Source organism: Micromonospora solifontis (genome assembly GCF_003725545.1).
GTDB classification, from domain to species: domain Bacteria; phylum Actinomycetota; class Actinomycetes; order Mycobacteriales; family Micromonosporaceae; genus Micromonospora; species Micromonospora solifontis.
In genome coordinates this window covers 1-16,890 of the sequence record NZ_RJLN01000100.1, presented here as the reverse complement: position 1 = coordinate 16,890, position 16,890 = coordinate 1, and the positions used below count along the sequence as shown (strand labels likewise).

General features: G+C 71.3%; 18 protein-coding genes and 1 pseudogene. 14 read left to right on the top strand and 5 right to left on the bottom strand.

All coding sequences use genetic code 11. The features are described from left to right. Positions 1-539: 539 nt before the first annotated feature. Both EFE23_RS24180 and EFE23_RS24175 read right to left on the bottom strand, forming a co-directional pair. On the bottom strand, positions 540-797 hold the full coding sequence (locus tag EFE23_RS24180; RefSeq protein WP_123243220.1) for an SCO4848 family membrane protein: 258 nt from the start codon (positions 795-797) through the stop codon (positions 540-542). 468 nt (positions 798-1,265) lie between these two features. Beyond that, on the bottom strand, positions 1,266-1,733 hold the full coding sequence (locus tag EFE23_RS24175; RefSeq protein WP_123243219.1) for a spore-associated protein A: 468 nt from the start codon (positions 1,731-1,733) through the stop codon (positions 1,266-1,268). Positions 1,734-2,017: 284 nt separating this feature from the next. On the opposite strand from EFE23_RS24175, the gene EFE23_RS24170 reads away from it, so the two are divergent. From EFE23_RS24170 to EFE23_RS24150, 6 genes and pseudogenes are all read left to right on the top strand, one after another. Beyond that, complete coding sequence (locus EFE23_RS24170) at positions 2,018-2,458, top strand: PRC-barrel domain-containing protein (RefSeq protein WP_123243218.1); 441 nt, start codon at positions 2,018-2,020, stop codon at positions 2,456-2,458. Positions 2,459-2,540: 82 nt separating this feature from the next. Next, positions 2,541-2,708 (top strand): hypothetical protein, encoded by a 168-nt coding sequence (locus EFE23_RS28635; RefSeq protein ID WP_199737206.1) that lies wholly within the window; start codon positions 2,541-2,543, stop codon positions 2,706-2,708. A gap of 91 nt (positions 2,709-2,799) precedes the next feature. Beyond that, complete coding sequence (gene trpS, locus EFE23_RS24165) at positions 2,800-3,858, top strand: tryptophan--tRNA ligase (protein WP_123243217.1); 1,059 nt, start codon at positions 2,800-2,802, stop codon at positions 3,856-3,858. A 286-nt stretch (positions 3,859-4,144) separates the two neighbouring features. Further along, entirely contained in the window at positions 4,145-5,863 is a 1,719-nt protein-coding gene (gene argS / locus EFE23_RS24160; protein ID WP_123243216.1) for an arginine--tRNA ligase, read from the top strand. A gap of 98 nt (positions 5,864-5,961) precedes the next feature. Beyond that, entirely contained in the window at positions 5,962-8,757 is a 2,796-nt protein-coding gene (locus EFE23_RS24155) for an FG-GAP repeat domain-containing protein (RefSeq protein ID WP_123243215.1), read from the top strand. A 33-nt stretch (positions 8,758-8,790) separates the two neighbouring features. Continuing rightward, a pseudogene (locus EFE23_RS24150) lies at positions 8,791-9,072 on the top strand (glycoside hydrolase domain-containing protein); the annotation flags it as partial. A 73-nt stretch (positions 9,073-9,145) separates the two neighbouring features. On the opposite strand, the gene EFE23_RS24145 reads toward EFE23_RS24150, so the two are convergent. Then, a complete protein-coding gene (locus tag EFE23_RS24145; RefSeq protein WP_123243213.1) occupies positions 9,146-9,511 on the bottom strand; it encodes a VOC family protein in 366 nt (121 codons plus the stop codon). A 268-nt stretch (positions 9,512-9,779) separates the two neighbouring features. On the opposite strand from EFE23_RS24145, the gene EFE23_RS24140 reads away from it, so the two are divergent. Continuing rightward, positions 9,780-10,217 (top strand): protealysin inhibitor emfourin, encoded by a 438-nt coding sequence (locus tag EFE23_RS24140; protein ID WP_148058516.1) that lies wholly within the window; start codon positions 9,780-9,782, stop codon positions 10,215-10,217. Positions 10,218-10,263: 46 nt separating this feature from the next. Then, positions 10,264-10,659 (top strand): hypothetical protein, encoded by a 396-nt coding sequence (locus EFE23_RS24135; protein WP_123243211.1) that lies wholly within the window; start codon positions 10,264-10,266, stop codon positions 10,657-10,659. A 61-nt stretch (positions 10,660-10,720) separates the two neighbouring features. On the opposite strand, the gene EFE23_RS24130 is transcribed toward EFE23_RS24135, so the two are convergent. Continuing rightward, positions 10,721-11,359 carry a LysE family translocator gene (locus tag EFE23_RS24130; RefSeq protein WP_123243210.1) on the bottom strand — a complete coding sequence of 213 codons (639 nt, stop codon included), beginning with the start codon at positions 11,357-11,359 and terminating at the stop codon, positions 10,721-10,723. A gap of 242 nt (positions 11,360-11,601) precedes the next feature. Between EFE23_RS24130 and EFE23_RS24125 the strand changes: the two genes are divergently transcribed. The 6 genes from EFE23_RS24125 to EFE23_RS24100 all read left to right on the top strand — a co-directional run bounded on the left by EFE23_RS24125 (position 11,602) and on the right by EFE23_RS24100 (position 14,740). Further along, positions 11,602-11,988, top strand: coding sequence for a YbaB/EbfC family nucleoid-associated protein (locus EFE23_RS24125; protein WP_199737205.1), 387 nt, complete (start codon positions 11,602-11,604; stop codon positions 11,986-11,988). A 5-nt stretch (positions 11,989-11,993) separates the two neighbouring features. After that, a complete protein-coding gene (locus tag EFE23_RS24120) occupies positions 11,994-12,323 on the top strand; it encodes a type VII secretion target (protein WP_123243221.1) in 330 nt (109 codons plus the stop codon). Beyond that, positions 12,320-13,021: a WXG100 family type VII secretion target gene (locus EFE23_RS24115; protein ID WP_123243208.1), complete on the top strand. Its 702-nt coding sequence runs from the start codon at positions 12,320-12,322 to the stop codon at positions 13,019-13,021. The genes EFE23_RS24120 and EFE23_RS24115 overlap by 4 nt, the downstream gene beginning before the upstream one ends. An 8-nt stretch (positions 13,022-13,029) precedes the next feature. After that, positions 13,030-13,638, top strand: coding sequence for a hypothetical protein (locus EFE23_RS24110; RefSeq protein WP_123243207.1), 609 nt, complete (start codon positions 13,030-13,032; stop codon positions 13,636-13,638). Then, positions 13,628-14,335 (top strand): beta/alpha barrel domain-containing protein, encoded by a 708-nt coding sequence (locus EFE23_RS24105; protein ID WP_123243206.1) that lies wholly within the window; start codon positions 13,628-13,630, stop codon positions 14,333-14,335. The genes EFE23_RS24110 and EFE23_RS24105 overlap by 11 nt, the downstream gene beginning before the upstream one ends. Before the next feature lie 162 nt (positions 14,336-14,497). After that, on the top strand, positions 14,498-14,740 hold the full coding sequence (locus tag EFE23_RS24100; protein ID WP_199737204.1) for a pentapeptide repeat-containing protein: 243 nt from the start codon (positions 14,498-14,500) through the stop codon (positions 14,738-14,740). 117 nt (positions 14,741-14,857) lie between these two features. On the opposite strand, the gene EFE23_RS24095 is transcribed toward EFE23_RS24100, so the two are convergent. Further along, entirely contained in the window at positions 14,858-16,585 is a 1,728-nt protein-coding gene (locus EFE23_RS24095) for a cellulose binding domain-containing protein (protein WP_123243204.1), read from the bottom strand. Positions 16,586-16,890: the final 305 nt, after the last annotated feature.

Sequence of the window (16,890 nt, the reverse complement as noted above, 5' to 3'; positions counted from 1 at the left end):
TACGTTACCTCACCGTCTCTGCCGTGTCAAACCGTGTGTCCCGGTCTGTCATGCTTCGTACGGGTCGGCGTCCGCTGAACCCGCGCAGCAGTGAACCGCTGCGCCTGATCATCGGATTTGGCAGAACCGGCCGCTGCGGTCGCCCGCAAGCTCGCCCGGTGCCCTGCCGGTCGACAACCTTACCCGGTCGGTCTCGCTCCGCCAAATCCGCCCTGCGGCGTTTCGACGGGCCCCGCCCGGACCGGGCCATTCGTAGGCACCTGCCTCCGTCCGACCCGGCATCCAGCTGGTTTGGCGCTCCCGGGCTTTCGTCCCGTTTGCCCCGTTCCGCGCTGGCAGAGAGAAAGTTACGCGGCTTCGGGTTTGAACGTCAAATCGACGGGTAGCGTCCCGCGTCACATCATCATCGCGCGGCTATCTTGCCAGCTCAGCGCGGTCATGGATCGGATCGGCACCGTCACGTCCGGCGAACGGCCGGCGGACGACGCCGACGCGTGCGATGTGCAGGGGACAGCACGAACCCGGTCAACCGCTGCGCGTCAGGCGGTGGGGCGACCGCGGCGTGCCGCGAGCCAACCCCGGACGCCGAGGACCCCGACCGTCGTGCCGATCGCCAGCGAAGCGCCGATCAGCAGCGCGTGCACCCAGAGGAAGGACGTCCCGGCGCCCTCGCCCACCGTCCCGGTCGACCACGAACGCGGATCGTTCCAGATCGCGGCCGCGAACCTCGGCCAGATCACCCAGGTCCAGACACCGACCCCGAGCAGAAAGAGCGACCAGCCACGCGACAGCACCATGGCTGGCCAGTATGCCAGCGGCAGCCGGGCGTCGACGCAGGTCAGCGCCGCCGAGGGGGAGCGACGGAGGTACGGAGGCCAGCGCGTACCGGAGGCCGGGTGCCCTGCTGCTGATCCTGCTCGCCCTCATCGCCTGCGGCCTCCGGCCCGTGCCGGGCCGCCGCGTGCCGCTGTACTGCCCGGCGCTCCGGGCCGTCCGCTCAGCACGTGTCGTCGGCCAGGCGCTGGTGGGCGGACGTCCGGCGCGCAGGAGGCGCACCCGGACCGGGGCCGGCTCCAGCTCGTACCTCCGGCGGTTCTCGCTGGAACCGCAACCGGCCCGCGGCGGCCGGTGCGAGGCCGTCGGAGCCGGGCAGGTGTCGGGGGACCGCTGTCCGCGCCAGGACCCGAGGGCCGAGGCTGGCGAGACAGGGTGCAGCGGCCCCCGCACCCGTCGTCGGCAGTGCCTCGGTGCTGCCGCCCGGACGGTCAGAAGCAGGTGACCGCCCCGCCGATGGCCGGGTTCGCCCGGTCGTGGAGGTGGACACCGGCGCTGTCCTCCATCAGGCCGCCCCAGATCACGCAGCCGCCCTGGACGAACGCGTAGATCGGGCCGGCGGCGTAGCGGCGGTCGCCGTCGTCGAGCGCCAACGGGGTCCACTCCGGGTCCAGGTAGACCTGGGTCCTGGTCGGCACGCCGACATACGTGGACTTGAGGGTGACCGCGCAGCCGTACCCGGTGAACGGGTTGTGCAGCAGGTAGACGGTGCCGAGCCGGATGCCGGTGGCGCCGTCGTGGATCGGGTCCTGGTCGACGGTGCGGAAGCCGAGCCCGCACAGCCCTTCCGCGGTGTACGGGTTGACCGCCCCCGCCGCCCGGGCGCCCGTCCCCGCCACCCCGACCAGGATGGCTGCCGTCGCCGCCGCGATTCCGATCCGTCGAACCATGTGCCGCATGTGCGTTCCCTTTCCTCGGTAACGACCGGAAGTGGGGCCAGAATGGCCGGGAGGGCCGGGGAGATCGAATGTGCGCGGCGGACATTCCGGCGCGCCGCCCGGTGTGCCGATCGGCCGGATCAACGGCGCTGACCTGGGAACATGAATTCCGCGGACCGCAGCGCATCGATTATGAGGTATCTCGCAGAATCGGCCGACGATGAACGGGAAATTGCGTCCGCGTTTCCCGGCACAGGCGGCCGGGCATCTTCTGGTCGTCGGAACGACGACATCGGAGGTGTGCTGTGCAGCCGTTCAATCCGTGGGCCTGGCGCGACCCGTCCGCCCTCGCCGGCGGCTACGACCAGACCAGCCCGGAGGAGGTGCCCCGGCAGCGGACGGAGCACGACGGCGGCCCGGACGCACCCGGCCCGGGCACGCCGATCGACCTCACCGGCTACCGGGTCGAGGCCACCGACGGCCGGATCGGCTCGATCGATGCGGCGAGCGAGGACGCCGGTGCGCGCTACCTGGTGGTGGACACCGGCCCGTGGATCTTCGGCAGGAAGGTGCTGCTGCCGGTCGGCACGGTGGCCCGGGTCGACCACCTGGATCGGATCGTGCACGTGGACCGCACCCGGGACCAGGTGAAGGAGTCGCCGGCCTTCGACCCGGACGACTTCGACCGCCCCGAGTACCGGGACCGGGTGGGCAGCTACTACGCCGAGAGCTACCGCCGGGACTGAGCGGGACCCGCGGGACGCGGCGGCCGGGAGTCGCCGCGTTCCTGCGTGCGCGGGGGGCCGTCGAGCGGCTACCGTGTCAGGCATGATCCGGCCGAGCAGGTGCACCCCGGAGACCGTCGACGGTCTCCCGGCGGCTGCCGCTCCGGTCCTCCCGGCCCGTGTCGACGACGGTCGGGAGCAGATCCTCGACGTACTCCGTGCCGGTGGGCTGCGGTTCCGCGCCGGCGGGCGATGGCGGCGCTCGTTCTGACGAGCCGACTCCACTGATCCGGGTCCGAACCCGGGTCGTTTCCGCGCGCCCGCGCATCCCAGCCACCGATCAGCACGAGAGGCGTACCACCATGTCTTCAACACGCATGCTCACCGGGGACCGCCCGACCGGGCGGCTGCACCTGGGCCACTACGTCGGCAGCATCGCCAACCGGGTGAAGCTGCACCAGCGGTACGAGAGCTTCTTCATCATCGCCGACCTGCACATGCTCACCACGAGGAACACCCGCGAGGACATCGAGCAGGTGGCCCGGAACGCCCGGGAGATGGTCACCGACATCCTCGCCGCCGGGGTCGAGCCGGACCGCGCCACCTTCTACCTCCAGTCGGCGATCCCCGAGGTCGGCGACCTGAACACCCTCTTCCAGAACCTGGTCACCGTGCCCCGGCTGGAGCGCGTCCCGTCGCTCAAGGAGATGAGCCGCGACGCCGGCAAGGAGGAGATGCCGTACGGGCTGCTCGGCTATCCCGTCCTCCAGGCCGCCGACATCCTCTGCGTGAAGGGGCAGGCCGTCCCGGTGGGGAAGGACAACGCCGCACACGTCGAGGTGACCCGCGAGATCGCCCGGCGGTTCAACCACCTCTACGGCGAGGCCTTCCCGGTGCCCGAGCTGATCATGTCGGAGACGCCCACCCTGATCGGCACGGACGGCCAAGGAAAGATGAGCAAGAGCAAGGGGAACGCGATCGCGCTCTCCGACGACGCGGCCACCGTGCGCCGCAAGGTGATGGGCATGTACACCGACCCGAACCGGGTCCGGGCGGATGTGCCCGGGACGGTGGAGGGGAACCCGGTCTTCGCGTACCACGACGTGTTCAACCCGGACCGGGCGCAGGTCGAGGAGCTGAAGGCCCGCTACCGGGCGGGTCGGGTCGGTGACGTCGAGGTCAAGGAGGCCCTCGCGGTGGCGCTCAACCGGTTCCTCGACCCGGTCCGGGAGCGGCGCGCCCGGTTCGAGGCGCAGCCGGGCCTGGTCGACGAGCTGATCTACGAGGGCACCGAGCGGACCCGGGCCGAGGTCCGCCGGACCCTCGTCGAGGTCCGCCGCGCGATGGGCCTGACCAGCGCGTACACCCAGATGCGGCGACGGGCCGAGCGCTACCGCAAGGCGGTCGCCACGCCGGCCTGACGATTCGCGTACGCCGGCCGGCCGGTCCGGGGGAAGGCCCTTGCACCGCCCCCGGGCCGGCCGGTTAGGCTGCTGACATGACCAGCTCGCATGCGCCCCTGCCGACGTCCCCCGACGTCCAGCTCGGCGCGCTGCGACGCCGGCGGTCCCGCGACCGCCTGCGCTGAGCATTCCTCTCTGCGACCGGCGGATCGAGCCGCCGGTCATCGCCGATCGTCCTCGGTCCGCCCGCATCCCGTAGTCCGGTGATCCGCGTGCGGCGGATCCGAGCGAGATCGGCGTACCCATGAACCTGGAGAAGTTGCTGACCGACCGGCTGGCGCCGGCGTTCGAAACGGTGGCCGGCGTACCGGTGGATCCGGTCGTGCGGCGCTCGCAGCGCGCGGACTTCCAGTCCGACGCGGCGCTGGCGCTGGCCCGGCGGCTGGGCCGGCCGCCGCGGGCGATCGCCGCGGAGGTGCTGGAACGCGCGGAGCTGGCCGACCTGTGCGCGGCGGCGGAGGTCTCCGGCCCGGGCTTCGTCAACCTGACCGTCTCCGACGAGGCGCTGGGCGGCCTGGTCTCCGCGCTGGCCACCGACCCGCGGCTCGGGGTGCCGGCGGCCGCCGCGCCGGAGACCGTGGTGGTCGACTACTCGGCGCCGAACGTGGCGAAGGAGATGCACGTCGGGCACCTGCGCTCGACGGTGATCGGTGACGCGGCGGCCCGGCTGCTGGCGTGGCTGGGCCACCGGGTGGTCCGGGCCAACCACCTCGGCGACTGGGGCACACCGTTCGGGATGCTGATCGAGCACCTGGTGGACCTGGGCGAGGCCGAGGCGACGCAGGAGCTCTCCATGGGCGACCTGGATTCGTTCTACAAGGCGGCGCGGGCCAAGTTCGACGCCGACGAGGTGTTCCGCGAGCGGTCCCGGCGGCGGGTGGTGGCGTTGCAGGGCGGCGACGAGGCGACGCTGCGGCTCTGGCGGCTGCTGGTCGAGCAGTCCGAGCGCTACTTCCTGACCGTGTACGACCTGCTGGACGTGACCCTGACCGAGCGGGACTTCCACGGTGAGAGCAGCTACAACGACTTGCTCGATCCGGTGGTGGCCGAGCTGGACCGGCTCGGGCTGCTGCGGGAGAGCGACGGGGCGGCCTGCGTCTTCCCGCCGGGCCAGGTGGGCCGGGACGGGCAGCCGCTGCCGCTGATCGTGCGCAAGTCCGACGGCGGGTACGGCTATCCGGCGACCGACCTGGCGGCGATCCGGCACCGGACCGGGACGCTGGGCGCGACCCGGCTGCTCTACGTGGTCGGCCTGCCGCAGCGGCGGCACTTCGAGATGGTGTACGCGGCGGCGGCGCAGGCTGGCTGGCTGGTCCCGCCGGCCCGGGCGGAGCACGTCGGGTTCGGCTCGATCCTCGGGCCGGACGGCCGGATGCTGCGCAGCCGGGCCGGGGAGTCGGTGAAGCTGGTCGGCCTGCTGGAGGAGGCGGTGGCCCGGGCGACCGCGCTGGCCCGGGAGCGGAACCCGGGGCTGGGCGAGGCGGAGGCCGCCGAGGTGGGCCGGGCGGTCGGCATCGGCGCGGTCAAGTACGCGGACCTGTCCAGCGACCGGCACAAGGACTACGTGCTGGACTGGGAGCGGATGCTGGCGCTGGACGGCAACACCGCGCCCTACCTCCAGTACGCGTACTCCCGGATCCGGTCGATCTTCCGGCGGGCCGGGGTGGCGGCGCGGCCGGACGCGGGGATCATCCTCGCCGGGCCCGCCGAGCGGGCGCTCGCGTTCGAGCTGGTCGGGTTCGGGACCGTGGTCGCCGAGGTGGAGCGGAGCCTGGAGTTCCACCACCTCGCCGCCTACCTCTACCGGTTGGCCGCCGCGTTCAGCGCCTTCTACGAGCGCTGCCCGGTGCTGCGGGCCGACGAGCCGGTACGGGAGAGCCGGCTGGTGCTCTGCGAGCTGACCGCGCGGGTGCTCCGGCAGGGGCTCTACCTGCTGGGCATCCGTACGCCGGAGCGGATGTAGCGGGAAATCATCCGTTCGGCGGCACACCCGTCGAAGATCATCAAGCTACGCTCCCGGCATCCGGCGCGTTCCGCGCCGCACCAATCCAGGAGGACCTCTTGGGCCGCAGTCTTTCGGCCGGCGCCCTGGCGACCACCCTCGCGCTGGGGCTGCTGGTCGCCCCGGCCGTTCCGGCCGCCGCCGAGACCAGCGCCGCACCGCGCGAGATCGCCGTCTTCCCGGCCGGCGAGCCGACCGTCCCGGCCCACGAGGCGATCATCTTCGCCGGGGTCACCGGCTTCCTGCACCGCCACGACACCTCGGCCACCTACCTCTGGACCCGGTACGACACCGGCCAGACGGTGCAGGTCCCGGACCTGGCGGGCGTCCCGTACAAGCTGCTCAAGTCCGCCGGCGGTGACCTCGTCGCCACCACGGCGGAGGTGCCGGCCAAGCCCGCGCCGGACAACACGGTGAGCGTGCTCGACCTGTCCGACCAGAGCTGGCAGCAGTGGACCGCACCCGCCGACTACCGGAGCCTCGACGTCTACGGCCGGACGATGGTGGCGGAGAAGTGGGTGAACTACGCGCCGGTCGGGACGGAGCTGCTCACCTTCGCCGCCGACGGCACGGTCGCCAGCAACACTCCGGTCACCCTGCCGGAGGGCGCTCGCGCCAGCAGCGTGGGCGGCGGACTCGTCGGTGACCTCACCTCCGCCGTGGTGTCGTACATGGTCGGCGCCGAGACCCGGGCCGGCCTGCTCGACCTCGCCAGCGCGCGGATCGTCGAGATCCCCGGCGCGACCTACCCCTACGCCACCGGCCGATACTGGCGGATCTCCGGCGACACCGTCGCCTGGTCGTCCGAGACGAACGGCAGCGGCACCTTCCAGCTGTACTCGCGCAGCGGTTTGCTGAGCGGCACCGACACCGGAGCCCGGGTGCTGCGGCCGCCCTACGACAGTTTCGCGCGCTCGGCGATCGTCGGTGACGGCCTGGTCGCCTCGCGTGCCGGGGAGCCGGCGATCGCCGTGCCCGCCGACGGCGGCGCCACGACGACCGTGCTGCCGCGGGTCGACTCGGAGAACACCGCCCTGGTCCAGGCGCCCGACGCCACCGCGCTGGTCGTGGGCGGCTCGGGCGCCGGCGACTGGGCGGTACGGCGGATCAGCGCGCTGCCGGGCCGGACGCCGACCACCACGTCCCTGCTTCCGGTCCGTGACCCGGCGAAGAACGCCGGTCTGCTCTACCACCAGGGCCGGGTCCGGCACGTGCAGAACGAGGTCGTCGGGACCACCGGCCGGACCCAGTACGCGATCTACAACCACCCGCTCGCGAACGGCGACCAGGTCAAGGCCGGCGGCACCGCCTTCGCCAAGCCGCTGGTGCCCTGCGCGCCGGGTGTCGCCTGCGTACGGCTGGCGGAGGGCAACGGGGAGGGCGTGGTCTACGTGTCCCCGGGGGCCGACGGCGCGGCGGACACCCTCTACACGTTCCAGGACGCCCCCTCCAGCTACAGCAGCAGGGCGCTGACCACCCACAACGGGCGGGTCATCGACGTCGGAAACCGGTACATCGTGGTCGACGACGGCACGTCGGACGCCCAGTACCTCGTCGACAACGCGCACGGGGATGTGAAGCAGCTGGGCTCGATCACCGGAGCGGCGCTCTGGTTCGACACCCTGTGGCGGTCCACCGGCACGGCCGGCCAGATCAAGGCGGTGAACCTGGCGACCGACACCACCCGGACGATCTCCACCGGCGCGACGTGCGTGCCGACCGAGCTGCAGACCAGCGCCCGCTGGCTCTACTGGTCCTGCGGGACGGCGGGGCCGGCCGGGGTCTACGACCTGCAGGCCAACCGGAACCTGAGCCTGCCGGCCGGACCGGTGATGCTGGGCGACGGCTTCGTCGTCCGGCACCAGAACGGCGCACTCCAGCTCACCGACTTCCACGACGGCACCGTGCGGGCGCCGGTGAAGCTCGCCGACCTCGCCGCGGGTACGCCGGCCGACGATCGCCGGGTGTCCTGGGCGGTCGACCGGCACAGTGGCGGGGTCGCGTACGTCGACGCGGACAACGCCGTGCACGTCATCGACACCGGCGTACCCGGCACCCCACCCCAGGCCGGCAGCCAGGAGGTGACCTACTTCTTCCATCCCCGGTCCGACCAGACCCCGTGGTACGGGTCGTTCCGGCTGACCCGGCCCCTGTCCGGCTGGGAGATGACCGTCTCCGCCAAGTGGACCGGCGAGGTGGTTCACCGGCGGACCGGCGGCACCGCCCGGGAATTCGTCTCGGACAGCTGGGACGGCAAGCTCGCGTCGGGCAAGCTGGCGCTGAACGGGATCTACCGGTGGACCCTCACCGGCACTGCCACCGGCGGCACCGCGCCGGTGACGGTCGCCGCGGGCGAGCTCCTCGTGAGCTGTGCCAGCTTCGGATTCCGGGAGATGGGCTGCGACGGCGGTGCGTCCCTGCTCGGGGTCAAGTCGACCGGCGAGGCCCACTGGTACGGCACCTACCAGACCGGCACGGTGCCGGGCCGGCTCTTCGACCACGGGTACACCGAAAACTGGTGCCTGAGCTGCAGCGGCTCGGCGCGTACCTCCGCGCTGGTGCCGTTCGGGGACTTCGACGGGGACGCCCTGCCGGACCTGCTGGTCCGGGACGGCAACGGCGGCATGAAGGCGTACCTGGGCAACGGTCAGCTCTCCTTCGGCGGGAGCAGGACGAAGAGCCTCGGTGCGGGGTGGATGATGTACCGGTCGATCCTCGCCCCCGGTGACGTGAACAGCGACGGGCACGACGACATCCTCGGCCTCGACGCGTACGGCAAGTTGTGGTTGTACACGACCACCGGCAAGGGGGGCATCAACCCGCGGGTGCAGGTGGGGTCGGGGTGGAACATCTAGCCCCGGGTCTTCGGCGCCGGTGACCTCAACGGCGACGGCCACGGCGACCTGATCGGCATCGACAGCACCGGGGTGATGTACCGGTACCTCAGCAACGGCAACAAGGGCTGGAGCGGCCGGGCCAAGGTCTTCGCCGGCTGGAACATCTACAACTCGGTGCTGGCCATCGGCGACCTCAACGAGGACGGCCGCAACGACCTGGTCGGCCGTGACGCCAACGGCGTCCTCTGGTCCTACGCCGGACTGGGCAACGGCAGCTTCGCCACCCGGGTCAAGGCCGGCAGCGGCTGGAACATGTACAAAATCATCATCTGAGAGAACCCGCTCCCGCCGACCGCCCCCGGCCGCCACCACGGCGACCGGGGGCGGTTCGTCTCTCCGGCGGCGCTCAGCCCGTCGTCCAGGTCTGCACCTCGACCAGGTTGCCCTCCGGGTCGCGCAGGTAGGCCGAGCGGACGCCCCAGCCGGGCCGGTCGGCGGGCGCGACGACGACCGCGTCCGCCGGCAGCGCCGCGACGGCGGCGTCGACGTCCGGCACGGGTACGACCACCAGGACGCCGCCGTCGCCCCGGCCGATCGGCAGCACCGCCTCGGCGGCCCGCCGGCCGAGCAGGGCGAGCACCGTTTCGCCGGCGGAGTCGAAGCTGGCGTACTCGAAGTCGGCGACGACCTTCTCCGGCTCGCCGAGCAGGCCGGTGTAGAAGCGCAGGGTGGCCGGGAAGTCGTCGGCGACGACGCGGGGATGAACACTCATGCCCCGGACCCTAACCCCATGGGGCGACGCCCCCCGGGTCGCATTCTAAAAAGGTGGGAAACAATCGAAACAAATTGCACCGTACGCACTGTCCTGTAGGGACTTACGGCCCATGGAGACATGGTTCCGGACGGTGTTAGAAAGAGGGCGACAAGGAAATGGCCGGCCGCTCGGCGTGACCACCGTCACGCGGCCGGGCGGAAGTCGGCGACCGCCGGATCCGCTGCGCCGGCCGTTTCGCCGTTCCCACGAGGAAAGGGGTTCAGCCATGCCTGCCATGCTGCGCGCCATCGGTCGCGTCATCACGGCGTTCGCGCTGCTCATCGGGGCTGGAGGTAGCGTCCTGGCGGTCGCCGGTCCGGCGCAGGCCGCCCGGAGCACCGCGTACCAGGTCACCGTGGAAAGGACCGGGGGATTCGCGGGCGTCGACGAGTCGTACACCGTTCTTTCCAGCACCGTCCACCTTTACACCACCGATCTGATGGCGACGGTCAACGGCCGCGAATTCCGTACTCTCGGGTCGGCCTACCGGCCGGCGATCCCGGGTGCCGACCGCTACTCCTACACGGTTTCCGTGGCGTACACGAACGGGCACTCGAAGACCGTCACCACGATGGACGGAGCGGACGCTCCCGCGGTGCTCTGGCAGGTCATCGACCTGACCATGCGGATCACGGCCGACGTGACCGCCACCCGGGCCGGCTGAGCCCGGCCCCGGCCGGCAGGTCGCCGGTCCGTCGGCCTTCCCGCTCGTGACGCATCCCGCGGACCTGGGCCTGACCGTGGCCGAACCGGTGGCGCAGCCGGTCACCGGGGCGTGCGACGGCCAACTGCGGGAGGTGTCGGTCACCTTCACCGTGCGGAACCACAGCACCTACCGCTCCGGCCGCTTCCACCTCGAGTGGCGGGGCGGCGCGTTCCTGCCGAACGGCGAGTACGACTCGCCCTACTGGCTGGACACCCCCGGCGACCCGGCGTCCGGCGGTGGCTACCGCCCGCTCGAGCGGGCGGAGAGCGTCCGGCTCACCTACTCGTTCAAGATCGATGCCTGTGTCACGGACTGGGGCTTCACCACCGACATCCACAGCGACGCCCCGGACCCGGACGACTCGAACAACCACGCGGTCTGGCGGCTCCAGATCGGCTGACCACCGGGGCCGCCCCCGCCTGGCAGGAACGGGCGGCCCCGACGCCCCGCCGGGCGGTCGGTCAGCGCGCGCTGGTGAGGGCGAGGCGGACGCCCAGGCCGATGAGCACCACGCCGGTCAGCCCGTCGACGGCACGGCGTACCCCCGGCCGGGCGAACACCCGACGGAGCCCGGCGACCAGGGTGGCCACGGCGACGAACCAGGCACCGGTGATCGCGACGGCGACCACCGACAGGGTCACCGTGTCGACCAGGCCGGGATCGGCCGGCAGGAACTGCGGCAGCAGCGCGACGAAGAAGACCGCCGCCTTGGGGTTGAGGATGTTGCAGAGCAGGCCGTCCCGGAACGCGGCCCACCGGCCCGGCCGCCGGGCGGCCGCCGCGGCCGGCTTCAGCGGGAGTCCTCCGGCACGCCGCGCCGCGCCGACCGCCCGGAGCCCGAGGTAGGCCAGATAGCCCGCGCCCACCAGTTTGATGACCGTGAAGGCGACGGGTACCAGGGTCACCAGGGCGGCGACTCCGGAGGCGGCGGCGACCGCCCAGCCGAACACCCCGGCGGCGATCCCCGCCGCGGCCAGCGTGCCATGGGTACGGCCCGAGACGGCCGAGTGCCGGACCACCACGGCGAAGTCCGGCCCGGGCGACATTGCGCCGAGCACGATGATCCCGCCGAAGGCGAGCAGTTGCGGGGTGGTCGTCATGGTTCCCCTCCGCCTCGCCGGCCCGGCTCCGTCCTCGATGGAGCGCAGGTGCGGGATCGCCGTCGCCGGACGCCTTCCGTCGGATGTACGTCTGTTGTGGACCGTGACCCTACCGGCCGTAGTCATCGTCGCGGATGCGATGTTAGCCTTCCCCCGGCCAGGCATGATCACGGAAAGCGACCGGGGGACACATGGGGGCCGGCGTTCCGAGCGCGGGAGGCTTGCTGGATCCGGACGGCGCCATGGATCGGTTGGCGGCGTGGAAGGGTCGGATCGACCAGCTCGCGGCCGACACCAAGGCGATGAGCGACCGGCTCCAGGAGTTGCGGGTCACGGTTGCCGACGGCAACGGGCTGGCGGAGGTCACGGTCGACTCCAGCGGGGCGTTGCTCGATCTGCGGCTGGGTTCGCGGATCCAGCGGGTCGCACCCGAGGTCGTCGCCAGAACGATCATGGACACCATCCGGGAGGCGAAGCGGCAGCTCGCCGACCGCTCGCAGGAGATCATCGCCGACACGGTGGGCACCGAGTCGGCCGCGGCGCGGGCCATCGCCGAGCGGGTCGGGCAGCAGCTGCGCGACACCGATGACGCCGGGGACGGCCCCGACGACCAGTACGGTCGGTGGTGAGCGGGATGGCGGACGGTTTCGCGGTCGACGCGGAGCAGATCCGCGCGCACGCCCGCAACGTCGAGGCGGTGCGCGGCCGGTTCGACGCGGTCAAGACCGCCAGCGCGCACATCGCCCAGAACGACGAGGCGTACGGGCTGCTGTGCTCGTGGATGCCCGCGATCCTGGAGGGCCGGCACAAGCGGCAGGACGAGTTGATCGCGTACGTCGAGGAGAACCTGTCGCTGGTCGTGCAGGGGCTGCAGAAGACCGCGGACAACTACGACAACGCCGACAACGACGCGGACAGCACGATCCGCAAGGCGGGTGGCGGCCTGACGAGGTCCGCGTCATGACGGACACGTCGCTGATCGCCGACGTCCAGTCCACCCGCAAGCCCTGGACCGGGGCCGCCCTGGCCGACAGCTTCCAGGGGCTGGTCGACGCGATCCACAGCGAAGGCTGGGTCGACGACCTGATCGCGGGGGCGGCGTTCGGGATCGAGGTCGCCGCCAGCGTGATGGACCCGTTCAGCGCGCTGCTGGCCAACGGCCTGGGCTGGGCGATGGAATACTTCGAGCCGCTGCGGCAGATCCTCGACGAGCTCGCCGGCATGCCGGACGTGGTCGCCTCGCACGCCGCCACCTGGGACAACATGGCCGCGGCGCTGCAGAGCATGGCCACCGACCTGAAGTCCTTCGTGGACGGCGACATGCCGCACTGGCAGGGGCGGGCCGCCACGGCGTACCACTCTCTGATGGAACACAACGTGGAGGCCATCAACGGACTCGGCGGGATCTCCGCCGCGATGGCCGCCGCCACGCAGGCCGCCGGAAACCTGGTGATGTTCACCCGCGACATCGTGCGCGACCTCATCGCCGACCTGGTGGCCCGGGTGATCGTGTGGGCGGTCGAGGCGATCTTCGTGGTCACCATCCCGGTGATCGCCTCGCAGATCGCGGCGGCCGTCGTCAAGTGGGCCGGCCGCATCCTGACCTACGTCATGGCTCTGATCACCAGCCTGACCAACCTCTCGAAGCTCCTGGACGGCTAGGCCCGACGATGGCGAAACCGCACACCCCGCACGGGGGCGGGCACGGCGACGGCCCGAACCCGTCCCGGCCGCACGGCGAAGGCGACGGCGACGGCGACGGCAGCACCCCGTCAGGGCGACGCCGCAGTACCCCCGACGCCCCGGACAACGTCAGCCGGGCGCAGGAGACCGTCGCCACGGAGGCCCGGCAGGGTCGGCCGGGCGGCGAGGAAGGGCAGGGGAAGCCGAAGACCGGGGACGACGAAGGGAACGGGTCCGACTCCACCTCGAACGCCGAGAGCCCGGAGGCGTTCATCAACCACATCATCGACGACCCGAAGTCCGTCGCGGGGAAGTCCGCCGAAGAGATCGCGCAACAGTTCAACGATGCGGGATATCCGGCCACCGTGCAGCAGAGCACGAAGAAGGGCACCTCCGGCAACGCCGTACAGGTGCGGATCCAGGGCCATCCCGAGATCACCAACATCCAGGTTCACCCCGGTGGGGGGCGGCACACCCCGGACGGCTCACCGTACTGGAAGATCTCGACGAGCACGGCTGGCAAGATCTGGGTCATTCCCGACGACTTCCGGGGCGCGGACGACCTGAACGGAAACGTGGTGCGGTATGACGAATAAGGTCATCAAGGTCGACCGGGTGCGCTCGGCCGCCGAGGCCGTGGCGGTCGAGGAACTGGGGGCGAGCCTCGTCGGCGTCGCGCTCGACCCGGATCCCCGGTTCGCGGACGAGCGGGTCGTCTCCCTCGACCTGGCCGGCGAGATCGGCAAGTCGTTGAGCCGGGCGAAGTTCGTCGTGGAGCTGGACTTCAGAGCAGAACCGATCGACGCCCTGCGGAGGGCGGAGGCGCTCAGGCCCGACCTCGTCCAGCCGATCACCGGCACCGTTCCACCGGCCGACGTGCGGGCGGCGTTGAGTCGGGCGGGAATCGGCATGGTCTACGCCGGCATCGAGATCGCTCACGACGACGACCCGTCCTGGGTGCTGAGCCGGTACGCCGACACGCCCGACCTCCGGGCCGACCTCTTCCAGGTCGACGTGCTGCCCGAGTACCGCAACTCCTGGGAGTTCCTGCGGGACGAGGCGCCGGAGTTCGAGGACGAGTTCCAGGTCGAGGACCTGAACCAGCTCGGACGCGACCACCAACTGCTCGCCACGTTCAACTTCACGCCGCACAACGTGGCAGAGATCGTCGCCGCCCTCCCGGCGCTCCGCGGGTTCGCGCTGACCCTCGCCGACCACGCCACCCGCACCGATCTGCACTTCCTGCGCGACGAGGCGGCGCTCGCGGTGCTGCAGGCGCTGCACCGTTCGTGACCGTGCCGCCCGGCAGGCCGGTGTCGGCCACGTGATGCGGCGCCGATCCGGTGGCCGACGCCGGTGAGCGGCTCCCCGCGCAGTGGCGCCGACGTGGTCCGTTGGCCGGACAGTCCCGATGCGAGAAGGGCCCTTGAGGACTGGTGTGCCGTCGCGCCGCCGGTGCCGTACCTGTCGGGCGATCATCTCGACTTCCGCGGCGCGGACCTCAGCGGTCTCGATCTGGTCGGCGCCTACCTGGCCGGGGCCCGGATGTCCGGCTGCCGGTTCGACGGCGCCAGGGGGACCGTGGTCGGTCCGGTCCTGGTCGACGAGCACGGGGCCGGGTCGCTCGACGGCGCCGAACTCGAGACGTGGTTCGCGGCACGGGGTGCGGAGAGCATCCGGGTCCACGTCGCGGCCTGACGACAGCCCCCTGGGCCCCTCCGTCCCGCATGTCGACGACGCGTGGCCGGAAGTCGGCCGGGCGTGTAGGTGCGGTCGATCGCTCACACCCACACGCCCGACCAGGATGCGCCGCGCTCAGAGGGTGAGCACGACCGTGGAGATGCTTCGTGCGCCGACGTTGAGGCTGACCTGTCCTCCGTTCACGCTGGTCGGCTGGCCGGCCGCGTTGGCGTACTGCGAGGTGAGGTAGTGCTCCGCCTTCGTCACGTTCTGCGGCACCTGGATGACGGCGTTGTTGACGGCGCTCGTCGACCGGTTGAGGATCACCAGCGTGATCTTCCCGCCGCCCTGGTATGCGGTCACCTCCAGCGGCGAGGCCTTGGAGCTCTTCGTCAGCGCGACCCGCTGGTAGCCGGGTCGGACGTACTTGGCGTACTGCGAGAACGCGTACCCACGCTTCAGCGGAGCACCCGCGACGGTGCCGTAGGCCGCCTCACCGTCCCCGATGAAGGAGTAGTAGCGCTTGCCGTACCACCAGACGTAGGCGCTCCAGTTGGACTCCATCGACTTGTGCACCGTACGCATGATGTCGTCGAGCGTCTCGTTCCAGACCGCCTGGTTGCTGGGGTCGCCCCAGATGTTGGAGCCGCTGCCGTCGGCCGCGTGCAGGTTCCATTCGGTCATCCACACCGGCTTGTTGTACTGGTCGGCCAGGGAGTACGGCTTCAGCCGACCCGCGGCCTCGGTGCCGTACAGGTGGCCGCCGATGTAGCCGAGGTTGTTCCGGGCGCTCGCGTCGTTCAGGGTCGGGTCGGTGTAGCTGTAGTTCATGTTCACCGCCTCGGCGACCATCAGCTTGGTGTTCTGCACCTTCGCGCCCTGGTCACGTACGAACGTTTCCAGCTCGGTGCCGGACCAGTCCATCGAGTCGTAGTCCGGGTGCCAGTCCGGTTCGTTCTGTACCGAGGTGACATCGATCGTCACACCCTGGTTCCGCATGTACTGGACGTAGTTGTTCAGGTGGTATGCGTAGTCGTCGTAGTATTCGGGCTTCAGCTTGCCGCCGTTGGTCCGGCTGTTGTTCGTCTTCCACGCCGCCGGCGCCGTCCACGGTGACGCCAGGATCTTCACCCCCGACCCGTACGACTTCGCCGTCTTCAAGGCGCTCACCTGGGTGGACCATTCACTGGAGACCGGTGAGATGCCGGTACGCACGATAGACAGACCCAGCTGATTGGGGCCCAGCCCCACCAGCGTCTGCGTCTCGGCCGTCGACCAGGCGCCACCCCAGATCGACACCGCGGCCCCGAACCCGTCGATGGTCTGGTACTTCGTGGTGCTGTTCACGGTGATGTCCGCCGGCCCGGTGGGGGGTGGCGTGGTGGGGGGTGGCGTGGTGGGGGGCGCGGTCGTGGGCGACGTGGTCGGCGAGGTGGTCGGGGCCGTGCCGCCGGTACAGGTCACCCCGTTCAGCGCGAAGCTGGTCGGTGCGGGGTTGCTGCCGGTCCACGAGGCGTTGAAGCCGAACGAGGTCGTGCCGTTGGTCGGGATGGAACCGTTGTAGCTGACGTTCTTGGCGGTGACCGCGGCGCCGCTCTGGGTCAGTGCCGTGTTCCAGTACTGCGTGACCGTCTGGCCGGCGCTGTAGGACCAGGTCAGCGTCCAACTCGTGACCGGATCACCGAGGTTGGTGATGTTGACGTTGGCGCCGAAGCCGCCGTCCCACTGCGACGACACCGCGTAGTCCACCGCACAACCGGCGGTCGCGGCCCCGGCCGGCAGCGCCACGGCGACCGCGGCCGATGCCAGCAGGACAGTGCCGGCCGACACCAAGGCGGCACTGGTCACTCTGGGTCTTCTCATGAGCCTCTCCTCAACTGGGGTGGCCGCTCGAATATCTGGTGAGCGGGTGGCGGCCGGGCCGGCGACGACGCGGCCGTGGAAGGGCGCCTGGCCTCCGGGCGCGCCGTGATCGCCGAGGCGATCGCCCTCGTTCGGACAGCAGGAGGGCCCGCTCTGCGTGGTCCGGTCGGGCTCGGCTGTGCGCCGAGCCCGACCGCTGTCGCACCCCGGGTGGGGTCTCCAGGTGCTGCCGTCAGCGCTGCAGGGTCAGCAGGCCCGGCCGGTAGGGCAGCAGGCCGTAGTCGCCGCCGGAGTTGGTGGCCCGG